We start from the raw sequence: 13785 nt of genomic DNA, 5'->3' as shown, positions 1-13785 counted from the left end.
CGGGGGGCGGGGAGGTTGTGGGATCCTCCAGGTCCTGAGGTTGTGGGATCCTCCAGGTCCTCCTACTCGTTGGAGAACTCCTCGACCACCGTCGCGCCCAGCTCCCGCACGATGAGTTCGTGGCCGGAGAGGGCCGACTCGTCGAGGTCGGGGTCGTCGTCCTCCGGGGTGTCGTCCTCGGGTGCGACCGGGGGCGGCGGTTCCGGGGCGGCGGGGCGCGGGGCGGGGGCGGCTGCCGGGGAGGCGTTGCCCTGGGGGCCCGGGGAAGTGGGCGCGGCCGGCTGGGGGGCCGCGGGGCGGGGGGCGGCAGGAGCGCCGTAACCGCCGCCACCAGTCCCGCCACCGCCGCCGGAGCCGCCGTACCCGCCACCCGCTCCGCCCCCTCCGAAGCCGGGGGACCCGGTGCCGGGCGGGGGTGCGGAACCGCCCGAGGGATCGACGACCGCCTCGATCTTCCACTGCACGTTGAACTGCTCACCCAGGGCCTGCCGCAGTACGTCCTCGCTGCCGCTGCTCGTGAAGTTGTCCCGGGCACCCGCGTTGACGAAGCCGAGTTGGAGGGTCGTGCCGTCGAAACCGGTGACCTGGGCGTTCTGGCTGAGCAGGATCCAGGTGAAGCGGCGGCGGTTCTTGACCGCCTCCAGGATGTTCGGCCAGAGCATGCGGGGGTCGAGGCCGCCGGCGGAGGCCGGGGAGGGGGAAGGCGCTGAAGCCTGGGGCCGGGGCGGCTGGGGCTGTCCCTGGGCGGGGGCGGGTGCCTGTGGCTCGGTGTGGGCCTGCGCGGGGGCCGGGGCACTCGCCGGTCCGCCGCCCGCCGGAGTGGACGTGGGCCAGCCGCCGGTGCGCCGGCCGCTGCCGACGGGGGCGGCGGTGGGCCAGGCACCGGGGGCCTGGGCGGGGGCGGCTGCCGGGGTCGGTTCGGCGGGCGCGGGCGCGGGGGCCGTAGGAGCCGGAGATGCCGCCGCAGCGGGCCCCGGAGCCGTCGGCGCCACCGGTGCGGGGGGCGTCGCGGACGGTCCGGATGCCGCGGGGGCCGCCGGCGCCGCGAGTGTCCCCGGGCCGCCGCCACGCACAGCCGCCCGCGCCGCGGCGGCCCCGCCGCCGGGCGCGATCCGGGCGCCGCCGGACGGCGCGGGCGCGGCTGCGGGCAGGTGGGCGTCGGGAGAGGGGACGTAACCCATCGCGGGTGCGCCGCCCGCGCCCGTGAAGTCGACGCCGCGCTCCAGCCGGTCGAGGCGGGCCATGACGGAGCGCTCGTCGCCGTAGGCCGCGGGGAGCAGGACGCGGGCGCAGATGAGTTCGAGCTGGAGGCGGGGGGAGGTGGCGCCGCGCATCTCGGTCAGGCCCTCGTTGACGAGGTCGGCGGCACGGCTCAGTTCGGCGGCGCCGAAGGTGCCGGCCTGGGCCTGCATGCGTTCGAGGACGTCGGCGGGAGCGTCGATGAGTCCCTTGTCGACGGCGTCCGGGACGGCGGCCAGGATCACCAGGTCCCGCAGCCGCTCCAGCAGGTCGGCGACGAACCGCCGGGGGTCGTTGCCACCCTCGATGATCCGGTCGACGACCTCGAACGCGACTGCCCCGTCCCCCGTGGCGAACGCTTCCACCACCGAGTCGAGCAGCGACCCGTCGGTGTAGCCGAGGAGCGAGGTGGCCATCGCGTAGGTCACACCGTGCTCACCGGCACCGGCGAGCAGCTGGTCCATGACGGACATGGAGTCACGTACGGAGCCCGCGCCGGCGCGCACGACCAGGGGAAGCACCCCGTCCTCGACGGGGATGTCCTCCTTCTGGCACACCTCGCCGAGGTAGTCGCGCAGCGTGCCCGGCGGCACGAGCCGGAACGGGTAGTGGTGGGTGCGCGACCGGATGGTCCCGATGACCTTCTCGGGCTCGGTGGTGGCGAAGATGAACTTCAGATGCTCCGGCGGCTCCTCGACGACCTTGAGCAGCGCGTTGAACCCGGCCGACGTGACCATGTGGGCCTCGTCGATGATGTAGATCTTGTACCGGCTGCCGGCGGGCCCGAAGAACGCCTTCTCGCGCAGCTCACGGGCGTCGTCCACACCACCGTGCGAAGCGGCGTCGATCTCGATGACGTCGATGGAACCGGGCCCGTTGCGCGCCAGGTCCCGGCACGACTGGCACTCCCCGCACGGCGTCGGCGTGGGCCCCTGCTCGCAGTTCAGGCACCGGGCGAGAATCCGCGCGCTGGTCGTCTTCCCGCATCCGCGCGGCCCGCTGAACAGGTACGCGTGATTGACCCGGTTGTTCCGCAGCGCCTGCTGCAACGGGTCGGTGACATGCTCCTGCCCGATGACCTCGGCGAACGACTCCGGGCGATAGCGGCGGTACAGCGCGAGAGACGACACGCTTACGAGGTTATAGGCGCCCACTGACAACACGGACCGCCCCGATCCCACCCCCGCCGGGCCCGCGCACCGCCGATTCCCCCCCGGAATGCAGAAGACCCCTCACGCACCCGCCAGAGCCGACTTACCCTTGCTGCCTTCCGGCCCTGGGGGAGTTCAGTCAGATAGCGCCGCGTGAGGGGCTGAGCCCCAGCCTACCTGATCGCCCCGACCGGGAACGAGTTCGCGAGCACTCCCCTCGGTCATGTAATGTTTCCGGCGGAGGATTCGCCTAGAGGCCTAGGGCGCACGCTTGGAAAGCGTGTTGGGGGCAACCCCTCACGAGTTCGAATCTCGTATCCTCCGCCAGTGCCTCACCGGGCACGATGTCGAAGGGCCCCACCGCTTGCGGTGGGGCCCTTCGTCGTTGTCCGTCTCAGTCGGTTTTTTCCTCGGAGCCGGGAGGCGTCCAGAGCGCGTCGCCGACCTGCTGGGCGACCTTGCGGAGCATGACTCCCGTCACATGCATGTACCGCGCGCGCATCCGGGCCGCTCCCCCGGGCTCCCATCCCATGATCGAGTCGATCACGACGTCCGGGACACCGAGGATCAGGAGGACCGTCGCGGCGGTGTGACGAGCGTCGTGCAGACGGCCGTCCCGGACACCGGCGTCCCGGAGCAGGCGCTTCCAGACGTGGAAGTCGGTGTTCGGGCTCAGCGGCCCACCGGTCGGTGAGGCGAAGACGTACCCCTTGCCCTCCCAGTCGGCGCCGGCCGCGATCCGCTCCCGCTCCTGGGCTTCCCGATGCTGGCGCAGGATCTTGATCAGCGGGTCGGGCAGGCCGATGGTGCGCCGTCCGGCCCGGGACTTGGTGGACTTGTGCTCGCGCCGGGTCTGCTCCCGCTTGGGGCAGTAGCCCGCCTTCCGGCCGCACGGGTCGCCGCCGCAGCCGTGCGCGTACTTGGGGCGCAGCCGGTTCTTGCGGATGCGGACGTATCCCGCGGCGAGGTCGACGTCCTCCCAGTGCAGCCCGAGCGCTTCCCCTTGCCGCAGGCCGAGCGCCAGGGCGACGACCCATCGGGCACTGTTCCGGAGCTTGGCCGCTTCGACGAGCAGGCTCTGAACCTCTTCGATCGTGTACGGCTCGATGTCCTCTTCTTCGAGCCGGGGCGCCTTGGCGATCTCCGCTGCATTGGTCGGGACGTGTCCGCGCCGCACCGCCTCACCGAGGGCGACCCGGATCGTCCGGTGGACGTGGTGTGCGGTGCCGGCGGAGCTCCCGGAGTCCTGCATCTTCCGGTAGAAGCGCTCCAAGTGCTCGGGCTCCAGGCGGTCGAGCTTGTGGGCACCGAGGCCGGGCACCAGGTGCACGCGCACGTCGACCTCGTACCCGTCGTACGTGTTCTCGGAGACGTACGGCTTGGCGATGTTCTCGACCCAGTGCTCAAGCCAGGCCTTGAGCGTCCAGCTCTGCCCCGGCTTCCCGAGCTTCTTGTCGTCCCGCGCCCGCTCCATCTCACGGACGGCCCTGGTCACCTCGGCCTTGGTCTTCCGCTCGATGTGACGGCGGTCGGGCTTGCCGTCGTCACGAACGCCGACCGTCACCCGGCCGTGCCACTTACCGTCGTTGCCGAGGTAGATCGAGGAGGCTCCGTTGGGCTGGCGAGTGCGCTTCTGCTCTGCCATGTCGTCTCCCCTTACGCGACGGCGGCCGGGCGCCGCAGCTTCGCCACGTACGCAGAGAGGGCGTCGACCGGAACCCGCCGCAGCCGCCCCACGGTCACGGACTCGATCTCGCCGGACATGACGAGCCGGAAGCACGTCGTACGACCGATCCGGAGCCGTCGCGCGGCCTCTTCGACGGTCAGCAACACCAAGGCGGGGTCGGTGGTGGTCTCGTCGAGGACCGCCGGGCGAACCGCTGTCAGCGTGGTCATCAGGCGAGGTCTCCCATCGAATCGAGGACAGGAACGGCGGAAGTGGCGGACGGCCCGACGGCGTCGGGTGGCGGGGCACCGTGGGCGACGAAGCGTTCCGCGTCCGTCCAGCCCGTTCCGGCAAAGCGCCAGTGCGAGAGGACGAGAACGGTGTCCGGGTCGGGCAGCGGGTGGCCGGCTTCTGCCGCGCGTTCACGGGCGAGGGCTTCGTTGTGGTCGGCGCGTTCTTGGCGGAGGGCGCTGAGGGTGACGGAGTAGGCGCGGGACTTGGTGGAGAAGTGGCCGCGGAAGCCGAGCATGTGGGCCCACTTGCGCAGGCGCAGTTCCTCGAGTTCGGAGAGCGTGCCGAGGTGCCAGCAGGTGAGGATCAGTTGCCGGGCGTGGTCGGTGACGCCGGAGCCGATCAGGTCGGTGATCGGGTTGCGGACGGGGCGGTCCAAGGTGCCCGCGGTCTCGGCGCCCTTGGTGGCGTACTTGGCGATGTAGGCAGCCACAGCCCGGCTGGAGAGCTCTGACGTGCCCGCGAAGTCGACGGAGCGAATGGGGCGGATGTCCAGCTGTTCGCCGAAGCGGAAGGCGTACGAGCGCCCGTCGAGGACGGGGCCGGGGGCCTCGGCGAGGCGAGCCGCCGAGCGGATCGCGTCGGCCAGAAGTTCTGTTGTGGCCCAGGCCGGCGGTGAGTCCTCGGCGCCGTCCGGGCCGTCGAGGCGGATGACGGCGTGGAAGTGGACGGCGCCGCGCCGCTGGTACTCGGCGACCTTGGCGTACGAGACCTTGAGGCAGTCGCGCAGCGCGGAGCGGCCGATACCCGCCCGGGAAGCGATCTGCTGGCGCAGGTAGGTGGTGAAGCGGGCCCAGAGGGCACCTGCGTGCGCGTTCCACAGGACGGCCGCGCGGTAGTCGTAGCGGTCCGGGTCGAGCGGCGTACCGAGGGCGGAGTCGTCGTCCGGGTGGGAGCTCCCGCAGCGGCACCGGCCGCCGGAGGGCCGGTTGTGGACGGGGCCGAAGGAGGGGGCGGTGAAGGTGGCGAAGACGCGCGGGTGCCCGGCGACGGCGGGGCCGATGCCCTTGCCGCCGCTCAGTCCGGCCGTGACCAGGTGGAAGGTGTCTTTGCGGTAGACCTCGGCGCAGGCGGCGCACCGGGTAGCCCGGCGGTTGTTGCAGCGGATGAGGAGTTGTCCGGCCGGAAGGCTGGAGCCGACGATCTCCCGGACGACTTCGCCCGTGGCGGCGTGAACGTCCAGGCGATGGCCCTCCATCCGTACTGGTTGCTCGCAGCCGCCCAGGCGCTGGATCTGCCGGGCGTAGGCGCTGAGGTCGCTGTACCGGGCGAGGGCCGTCAGGTGGCGGGTGACTCCGAGGGGAGCCGGGGCGTGCATGTGCGGGTTCCTCCTTGCGGTGCGGGCGTTTGGGGCGGGCACCCGGCCTGTCCGTCGAGGGGGCTAGACAGTGTGGGCAGGCCGGGCGGGCTGAGCCGAGGAGTCAGCGGCGGGTGAGGAGGGAGCGGACGACGACGGCGCAGACGGCGATCGAGGCGGCGGTGACAGTGACGGCGAGGAGCATGGAGACCAGGACGGCGCCGACGACCAGGACCACGGCGGTGCCGCCGCCGACGAGGGCGAGCACCGTGCCGGGGCTGAGCTGGACAGCCGGGCGGGACGGCGACGGAGCGACGGGGGCCGGCGAGGAAGTCTGCGTGGCCAGGGTGACGGTGGTCGGCTCGACGGCGGCGGGCGGGGCGACCAGGCCGGTCGGCTGGGGCATGGTCGGGATCTTCGGCTGGAACATGGCGGGTCTCCTTTCTCGGGTTACTTGATGAGGGAGTTGCTGACGGGGGCCAGCAGGCTGTCGGCGAGGAGGTAGCCGCCGAGGAGGAGGGCGGCGATGAGCCACCAGGGCGGGCGGATGAGCTTGACTCCCAGGACCCCGATGCAGAGCAGGGCGAGCCAGAGCGGAACGTCCATTGCGGTGGTCTCCTGTCAGGCGGAGCAGCGGTGGGTGCGGGCGGCGAGTTCGGCGGCGGCGCGGCTGTCGTACTCGGCGGAGAAGTCGCAGCGGGGCGCGGTGCAGGCGGCCAGGTGACGGTTCTTGCCGCGGTCGAGGTAGGAGGCGACATTCACGGGGCCGATGCGGCGGACGTTGCGGAAGCGGCGGTGCATAGTGGTGCTCCTCTCAGAGGTGAGCGGCGACGGATGCGGTCATGGACGGCGGCAGGCCGAGCCGGGCGCGGACGGCGTCGGGGTCGGCGGGGCTGCCGGTGGTCGAGCGGTATTCGTCGGCGAGGGCCCGGACGCGGTCGACGAGGGCGGGCGGCAGGGCGACGGCGGGAGCGGGCGCCGGGGCCGGGGTGGCGGCCGGTTCTGCAGCGACCTCGGGAGCGGGTTCGGTGTCGGTGGGCGGCGCCGGGAGCGCGTCCTGATAGGACGTGTCGACGGCGGCCGGGGCCGGGTGCGGCTCCGTGGCCGGGGTCAAGGTGGCCGGGGCTGCCGGCGCTTCCGGGGTGTGCGGTGCGTGGGCCAGGAGCGTGCCGCCGAAGAAGGCGACGGCGGGCCAGCCCGCCACGACGACGCGGAGCAAGGCGGGAACGTGGTCCAGGTCGAGGAGTCCGGCGGTGGCGACGTTGGCGCCGAGGGATGCGGCGAGGGCCACCAGGAACCACATCCGTGGGCCCCCGGCCGCCTGCCCCGCTCGCTGTGACTGGCGCATGCGGCGCCAGGCGGCGACCAGCAGCAGGTCGACACTGACGGGGTAGGCCCATGCCTTCCAGCCGCCCTGTCCGGCCGCAGAGGCGAGGTCGTGCAGGTGGGAGAAGGACAGGGCACCCGCGATGACGGCCTGCACGATCACGGCGTCCACGCGGACCAGGTGGGCACGCATCAGCTCGGCTTCCCTTCCGGGCTGTCAGTTGGCGGAGTTGAGCGCATCGGCACGCTCACGGGCGAGGCATGCCACCTCGGCGGTTTCGGCGTCGCCAGGCGTGTGAGCCGCGATGCGCTCCAGCAGCTCCGCCTTCCGTTCCATCGGCGCGGCGTACTCGCCACAGGTGCGGTTCTGACGGAGCTCAGCCAGGTCGGCGATGAGCGCGCTCACTTCGGCGACGGAGGGGCGTGACATGGCGCTTCCTTTCGGTTTTGGGCATGGGCCGGGTAGGGACGTGGCGCGAGGCGGTCACGCCGGCCGTAGTGAGCGGGGGTACGGCTACTCGGTCACCGGGCGAGCGGTGGGCACACCGGCGGCGGAAGGGGACGGCCTGGCCGATTCGACGGCGACGGCGGGCCGGAAGGAGTCGAGCCGGGGCAGTTCCGGCACCAGGGCGGCGGTGGCACGGCAGACGGCCGCCGCGTCGTCGAGGGTCAGGTGAGGGGAGCGGACGCGGGACCAGCCGCCGGACGAGTCACCGACGACCGCGACGCCGGGCCGTTCGGCCGGGATGGAGGTGGCGGCCAGGGCCGCCTCAGGGGAGATGTCGGCCAGCGCCATGTTCGCCGACGACTCGTCGTTGACGCGGTGGCAGATGCGGCCGGTCAGCTGAGCGCGCAGCATGGTGGCGCCCTTGCCGAGTTCGGAGCCGAAGCGCTGCCCGCACACCTCCAGGTAGATGCCGGCCGCGCGGCCGAGCTGGGCGAGGCGGATGAGCTTGGTGACCATGGCGTCCCGCCGCTTCTCGTCGTCCTTGCCCGCGGCGAGGAAGAGTTCCGCGACCTCGTCGACGACGACCACGACCGGCACCGGCCGCACCGCTTCCGGCAGCCCCCACACGTCCGAGGTGAGAACAGCGTCCGAACCGGCCCCGCTACGGAGCCCGATGAGGCGGAACCGGGCCTCCATCTCCTCCAGCAGCGCGTCGAGAAGTTCGTTCGCGCGATCGGGGTTGTCGGCGAGGGCGGACAGGCGGGGTGCGAACGGGGTCAGTTCGACACCCCATTTGCAGTCGATGCCGACGAGCACGACCCGTTGCCGGGCCAGGCCGCACAGCAGGTTGCGCAGGTAGACGGATTTGCCGGACTGGGTGGCGCCGAGGATCAGTTCGTGCGGCACGGTGCGAAAGTCCCGCACGTGCCAGTCGCCGTCTTCCCGCAGCGCCAGCGGCAGACAGAGCGGATCGGCCGCCAGCCGGCGCCGGGCGGGCCGTACGTCGGCGAGCACGTCCCAGCCGATCAGCCGCAGTTCGAGCCGCCCCGGCTTGGTGGGACGGATGTGCACGGCGTGAGCGCCCCAGGCGTGCCGCAGTCGGTCGGCGGAGGCGGTGAAGTCCTCGGGCGCCTGCCCGGCCGCCATGCGCAGCCGCATCACGAGCCCGGACCCGGTCGGCAGCGGGAACGAGTGACGAGGCGGTACCGGGGCCGCCTGCCGCCCCATCATCCGGGCGGTGGCCCGACGAACCGCCGAGGCCGGGACCGTCAGGCCGCAGGCGTCCATCGTCGCCCGGTACGAGACGAGCACCCGCAGCGCGACGACCGGATACCCGACCAGCCACCAGAACACCACCGGCATACGGCGGCGCACCACCAACAGCGCGACCAGGACCAGCAGGACGGGCACCAGCACCCGGACGGTGTCGGCCATGGCGATCAGCCCTGCACCGGAGCCGGGGCGTTGACCATGACGGCGTCGGCCCGGTAGGCGATGCCGTGTCGGGCACGCCCACCGAACTCGCTCTCCCAGGGCCGGGCCATCAGGCCGGACAGGATGACCGGGGCGCCCATCACCAGGCCCTCGCCGATGCCCTGTTCGGGAACGGTGACCTTGATCATGTCGGAGCCGCCGGCCGCGATGAACACCAGCTCCAGCGTCATGAGCCGCTGGTTGGTCACCGGGTCCACGGCGACCTCACCGGTCTGCCGGTCCTTCACCTTGACCTCGGGCAGCTTGGTGACGAGGAGCGTCGCGGCCGAGGTGTCCACGGGGATCACACGCATTTTCTGAACCTCACTGGGTTGGTGGAGTTGGATACCCCCCTAGACAGTGCAAGGAGGGGCCCGCCCTAACTGTCTAGGGGGGTTGACGACAAAGGTAACCGACGACCCGTCAACTGTCTAGGGGGGTATACGAACGTGTCTCAGTGCCGCCGCGCGGAGCGCGCTACGAGAGCACCCAGTGGAGGACGGTCGCGTCGTCGTGCGCCTTGCCGCGCGGCCAGCGCCGACCGTCAGGATCGCCGTCCTCGGCGTCGCGCACGCGGCTGATCAGCTCATCCGGCCCGAAGGAGCCGAGGACGGTCAACACCTCTTGCCAGTCGGCGAGTTCGAAGCGGTCGACGAGGCGCGTCGCGCCGTCGCTCAGCAGCGTCACGGATGCCAGCGAATCGAGCGGCACCGACCCCGTCAGGGCGTGTTCGGCCGCCCGCGGATCGGGGCCGGCGATCCAGAAGCCGCCCGGTCGGTTGCGGAGCCCCGTCAGGGCGTTGCGGTAATCGGCGAGCGCGGCGGAGTGTTCGGGCGAACCGGTAGGCAGCGCGTCCACCGGCCCGCGCAGCCGCTTGCCGACCTCATCCAGGCGCCGGTCCGTGACGACGGCTGTACCGCCGTCCTTCTCGGCGAGGAGCAGGGAGGAGTCGCCGAGAACGAGGTATTCCAGAGCTCCCGCTCCGACCCGGGCGCAGACGACCGTACTGGTCGGGCTGGCCCGGTAAGCGAGGTCGCAACTGTCCTCGTGCAGGGACCGGACGAGGCCGATCGAGTCGGCCAGACAGTCGGCGAGCGGCCGGGCGGGATGCGCCGTGCTGCCGCGCAACAGCAGGCTGCCCAGCGTCGAGGAGAACCAGGCGACGCCGTGCGTGCACCCGGTTTCGGCCCCGCCGACGCCGGCACCGTCGAGGAGCACGGCCGCACTGGGGGCGGCGGCGGCGAAGTCCTCGTTGTCCCGGTCGGGGTCGGCGGGCAGCGTGGAAAGGGCGACCCTCACGCCGTCGTGTCCTCGTCGTGCCGGTACAGGGGACAGAGCAGTTCGACGGACTGCGGTTCGCTGGTCTCCGGGTCGTACTCCACACCCACCAGCGTGGAGAACCGGTGATCGCCTACTTGCCCCCAGAGCGTGTTCAGGTCGTTGGCGAGCAACTGCACGACACCCAGGGAACCTTGTGTGTGGATACCGGCGAGGGCCAGTAGCGAACCCTTGCCGTCCGGGCGGGACAGTCTGCCGAGGTATCCGACGTCATACGGGCGTGCCGGTTCGCCGTCCTGTCCCGACCGGTGCACGGCCCCGGTCCGCCGGTCCACCACTGTCCAGGGACCGTCTTCAGCACGCTCCCAGTGCAGTACCGGGTCTTGCGCGTAGGTGTCCCACATCTCCTGAGACATGCGCGGACCGCAGACGACGATCAGACCGTCTCGGTTGAGGTCGATCTCACCGGTGACCGGGACGTGCTCCGAGGCAACGTCGAGCCCGTACGACCGCGCCAGGTCCTCCAGCCGCTTGCCGGAGCTGACATCGTCCACGGCTACGACCGTCCGCCCGCGTTCGTCGTCCCGCCGCAGCGGAGTCGCAACCGTGACTGCGCCCCGGCCGAGGAAGGCCCCTTCCGGCGCCGGCCCGGTATGCCGGATCTGGTGAATCCGCCCGCGGCTCAGACCCGCCTTTGCCGCGATCTGTGCGTACGACAGCCCTTGGGCATGCAGGTCCTGCACCACACGCCGACGGAGGCGAGCCAGCTCGGTCACCTCTTGCTGTGCGTCGGCCAACCGGGTCGTGACCTCGCGCAGGAGCAGGTACGGATCATCGATCGCCGTGATCCGCTGCAGCTCGTCCGCCATGACCTCACCTCCTAGCAGTAACCAGGAGTCTAGGGCCCTAGACGGTATGGGCGGGAGACGCTGACCCGTACGAACACCGATCACGAAGAACCGGCTCCGCCGCCGAGGCACGCCCCGAGGGCTCACCCTTCACCACCCGGAGGGCAGGCGAGGGCCACCGTGGAGCGGAGCGCAGTCACACACCCTCCCGTGCTAGGTCGGCCCACACGGAACGACCGTCGGGCCAGTTCTTCACGCCCCAGTCCTTCGCGCAGCCAGCGATCAGCACCAGCCCGCGACCGCCCTCCTCCTGACTGGTCACGTCGCACAGGTGCGGCACCCGTTCGCCGCCCTGGTCGACCACTTCGATCCGCACGCGGTCATCACCGAAACCGACGACGACGAGGAACCAGCCGCCGGCCGCGCCGCTCAGCGAGTGGCGCACGGCATTGGTCGCGAGCTCACTCACGACCAGGACGGCGTCGTCGACGGGTCCCCGTTCGGCAAGCAGGGAGGCGACGAAGTGACGGGCATGGGCCACCTCCTCGGCAAAGCCGGGGAAGGCACGGCACCACTTGGAGAGCATGGGAGAACACCTCAGTTCGTCTAGGGGGCTAGACAGCGCAGCGGCAGAGTATTCCCATGCGTGACCCATCGGCTAGGCATCTAGAGGAATTATTCCTCTAAGGGGTGACGGTGTCTCCCAGGTCGCGGAACTCCTTCATCACCTGCAACAGCAGCTCCCGCACCTCGGCACCGAAGACCGCGGCCTGCTCGAAGCGACTGAACGTCTCCTCGTACGCGGCCACCTCGGCGGAGTCGACCGACACCCGCTCACCGGCGAACGTCTCGACCACGACCGCCCGCCGGTCACACAAGGTGAACCCGTGACGAGGCAGCACCGGCACCGGCCGACGCCAAGGAATGACCCCGAGTCGTACCGTGCTCAGACTCTCGACAGCCAGCAGCCGGTCGAACTGAGCGAGCATCAGCGCCGAGGTCCCCGGCCACGTCCGCAACACGGCTTCCGTCAGTACGAACAGCGACTCCCGCCCCGGCTCGTACAACACGCTCTGCCTCTCCACACGGGCAGCGACAGCACGGCCGACCGCCTCAGGTGTCGAGTTCGGCGCGCTCTCGAAGACGTGCCGGGCGTACTCCGCGCTCTGGAGCATGGCTGGCAGAACAACGCACTGGAACGACCGCACCAGGCGAGCGGAGCGAACTTCTTCGTCGACGGTTGTACCGGCGACCGGAGTTGCACCGACCGCCGATTCCTCGGAGTCTGCGGCAGTCGCTACGGCGGCCAGGAGGTCACGCACCTCATGGGCGGTCGACTCGTCGAGTCCGAGGGCACGTGAAAGCCGGTCGAGCACGTCAAGGCTCGGCACCATGCGCCCGGTCTCCACCTTGGACACGGTCGGCTGCCCCACACCGGCACGCTGCGCCAGCACCGCCCCCGTCAGACCGGCCCCTGATCGGAGCTCACGAAGACGCGCACCAAGCGCCCTCATCCGTTCCCGCCGTTCACTCCCCATGCTCAGGGTTCTACACCACGAGGCGGCAGACACTGGGTGCGTAGGCCACGTTGATCAACAACAGCCCCGCGCGTGATTCAAAGTTTCTCTACTGGTTCAAGCCCCCGCCCGTTGGGCGGGGGAGTGGTCCCGCAGCCACAGCTCGCAGGGTCCAACGAAGCCCTCAGCCGTCGCGCACTTGGGAGAACAGGACTCGACAGCAACCGCAAAGAACCTCAGCTCCCCCATGCTTCGCAGCCCCTCAGGGCTACGCCTCAGCCCCCCCGGCCGCAGGCCTACAGCGGCACAGGCGACACGTTGGGGGCTCTTGACCTTCGGCCATCCGATCGCGCTGTCCCTATCGGCTCCGGCCGTCGCCGCGTAGATCGCACCCCACAGGCCCGCACTGCGGGCCGGCGCGGACCTCGGGACTCGGGGCTTCGCTCCTGCCTTCGGCCCGCGCGCCCCGGCCCCGGCCCCGCGCCACACTTAACAACCCGGGGGCGATCACGCTTCACACTCTGGCCCGCCAAAGGGCCGATGCACCGGACCAAGCCTGATCCCCACCCTTGTCCCCACAGCCACCAGGCCCGACCTGGGGGAGACGGCATTACCCACAGGCCCGCACGCGTGATCCGCTACGGACCAACAGACGCTTTGAACTCAAAACAGGTACGCGACGGCTGAGGGCTTCGTTGGACCCTGCGATCCGTGGCGGGAAGGGACCGTCGGGGCCGAGGTGGTCGCTCCGAGACTTTAAGGTCTGCTGACCTGTGGGGCCCCTCCGAGAGCAAGAAAGGGGGCCGAGTGCCTGCTTCGCACGGTGAGGATCAATGACCCTCTCCATTGGATCAAGTGTAATAGCCCCCTTTCATGCTCTCGCCCCACAGATCACCAGACCTCAAACTCTCTCCCCCGACCCGTGGCCACGCTCACCGAGTGGTGGTTTCACGTGAAACGCCCGCTTGGCTCAACACCCTTATTCTCAACTGAAGTTGACGAAAAGAGGCCGGAGTGGTGCAGCACAAGACAGACAGCACTCACTCGAATGGCGTACCACCCGACGATTGGCTAGCCTTTGAAGGGGAGAAGTTGCGGACAGGAGCGCGGGCCGCAGAGCCGTTCAGTGCCGGACTCGACCCGACGGGGACGTCACAAAGCAGGCCGAGCAGCCCATCACCCCTATCTCCGCAGGCCAATGGCGCAGCATTGCCCATTTCCGGGCGGCGAGGCAGACGTCAAATGATTGTC

Annotated in this window: 15 protein-coding genes, 1 tRNA gene and 1 other RNA gene; 1 reads left to right on the top strand and 16 read right to left on the bottom strand. The window is 70.8% G+C overall.

Features of this window, described 5'->3' with window-relative positions; genetic code table 11:
• Positions 1–62 precede the first annotated feature (62 nt).
• Together ACFYMM_RS33025 and ffs are read right to left on the bottom strand one after the other, a co-directional pair.
• Positions 63–2369, bottom strand: coding sequence for a DNA polymerase III subunit gamma and tau (locus ACFYMM_RS33025; RefSeq protein WP_388393354.1), 2307 nt, complete (start codon positions 2367–2369; stop codon positions 63–65).
• Positions 2370–2459: 90 nt separating this feature from the next.
• Positions 2460–2556: signal recognition particle sRNA small type (ffs, locus tag ACFYMM_RS33020), an RNA gene on the bottom strand.
• A 73-nt stretch (positions 2557–2629) separates the two neighbouring features.
• Here ffs and ACFYMM_RS33015 point away from each other — a divergent pair.
• Positions 2630–2717: transfer RNA gene (locus tag ACFYMM_RS33015), tRNA-Ser, on the top strand.
• A 67-nt stretch (positions 2718–2784) separates the two neighbouring features.
• Here the strand turns inward: ACFYMM_RS33015 and ACFYMM_RS33010 are convergent.
• The 14 genes from ACFYMM_RS33010 to ACFYMM_RS32945 form a co-directional block, all read right to left on the bottom strand.
• A complete protein-coding gene (locus ACFYMM_RS33010; RefSeq protein WP_388393352.1) occupies positions 2785–4035 on the bottom strand; it encodes a tyrosine-type recombinase/integrase in 1251 nt (416 codons plus the stop codon).
• 11 nt (positions 4036–4046) lie between these two features.
• On the bottom strand, positions 4047–4286 hold the full coding sequence (locus tag ACFYMM_RS33005) for an excisionase family DNA-binding protein (RefSeq protein WP_388393350.1): 240 nt from the start codon (positions 4284–4286) through the stop codon (positions 4047–4049).
• A complete protein-coding gene (locus tag ACFYMM_RS33000) occupies positions 4286–5665 on the bottom strand; it encodes a replication initiator (RefSeq protein WP_388393348.1) in 1380 nt (459 codons plus the stop codon). Before ACFYMM_RS33000 ends, ACFYMM_RS33005 begins: the two co-directional genes overlap by 1 nt.
• A gap of 103 nt (positions 5666–5768) precedes the next feature.
• Entirely contained in the window at positions 5769–6074 is a 306-nt protein-coding gene (locus tag ACFYMM_RS32995) for a SpdD-like protein (RefSeq protein ID WP_388393345.1), read from the bottom strand.
• A gap of 20 nt (positions 6075–6094) precedes the next feature.
• Positions 6095–6250 carry a hypothetical protein gene (locus ACFYMM_RS32990; RefSeq protein WP_388393342.1) on the bottom strand — a complete coding sequence of 52 codons (156 nt, stop codon included), beginning with the start codon at positions 6248–6250 and terminating at the stop codon, positions 6095–6097.
• A gap of 15 nt (positions 6251–6265) precedes the next feature.
• Positions 6266–6445 (bottom strand): mobile element transfer protein, encoded by a 180-nt coding sequence (locus ACFYMM_RS32985; RefSeq protein WP_073889547.1) that lies wholly within the window; start codon positions 6443–6445, stop codon positions 6266–6268.
• A gap of 13 nt (positions 6446–6458) precedes the next feature.
• Entirely contained in the window at positions 6459–7163 is a 705-nt protein-coding gene (locus ACFYMM_RS32980; protein WP_388393340.1) for a DUF2637 domain-containing protein, read from the bottom strand.
• A gap of 24 nt (positions 7164–7187) precedes the next feature.
• Positions 7188–7400: a hypothetical protein gene (locus ACFYMM_RS32975; RefSeq protein ID WP_388393338.1), complete on the bottom strand. Its 213-nt coding sequence runs from the start codon at positions 7398–7400 to the stop codon at positions 7188–7190.
• An 84-nt stretch (positions 7401–7484) separates the two neighbouring features.
• Positions 7485–8852, bottom strand: coding sequence for an FtsK/SpoIIIE domain-containing protein (locus tag ACFYMM_RS32970; RefSeq protein ID WP_388393336.1), 1368 nt, complete (start codon positions 8850–8852; stop codon positions 7485–7487).
• A 5-nt stretch (positions 8853–8857) separates the two neighbouring features.
• Positions 8858–9205, bottom strand: a complete 348-nt coding sequence (locus tag ACFYMM_RS32965; RefSeq protein ID WP_388393334.1) for a hypothetical protein — start codon at positions 9203–9205, stop codon at positions 8858–8860.
• 163 nt (positions 9206–9368) lie between these two features.
• Entirely contained in the window at positions 9369–10190 is an 822-nt protein-coding gene (locus ACFYMM_RS32960) for an integrase (RefSeq protein WP_388393332.1), read from the bottom strand.
• Positions 10187–11038: a sigma-70 family RNA polymerase sigma factor gene (locus ACFYMM_RS32955; RefSeq protein WP_388393329.1), complete on the bottom strand. Its 852-nt coding sequence runs from the start codon at positions 11036–11038 to the stop codon at positions 10187–10189. The genes ACFYMM_RS32960 and ACFYMM_RS32955 overlap by 4 nt, the downstream gene beginning before the upstream one ends.
• A gap of 175 nt (positions 11039–11213) precedes the next feature.
• Positions 11214–11603, bottom strand: a complete 390-nt coding sequence (locus tag ACFYMM_RS32950) for an ATP-binding protein (RefSeq protein ID WP_388393326.1) — start codon at positions 11601–11603, stop codon at positions 11214–11216.
• 97 nt (positions 11604–11700) lie between these two features.
• Positions 11701–12555 (bottom strand): helix-turn-helix domain-containing protein, encoded by an 855-nt coding sequence (locus tag ACFYMM_RS32945; protein ID WP_388393484.1) that lies wholly within the window; start codon positions 12553–12555, stop codon positions 11701–11703.
• Between the last annotated feature and the right edge of the window lie 1230 nt (positions 12556–13785).

Source organism: Streptomyces sp. NPDC006739 (genome assembly GCF_042869815.1).
Classification (GTDB): Bacteria; Actinomycetota; Actinomycetes; order Streptomycetales; family Streptomycetaceae; genus Streptomyces.
The sequence above is the reverse complement of the archived record's forward strand: the minus strand, read 5'-3'. Positions and strand labels throughout refer to the sequence as shown.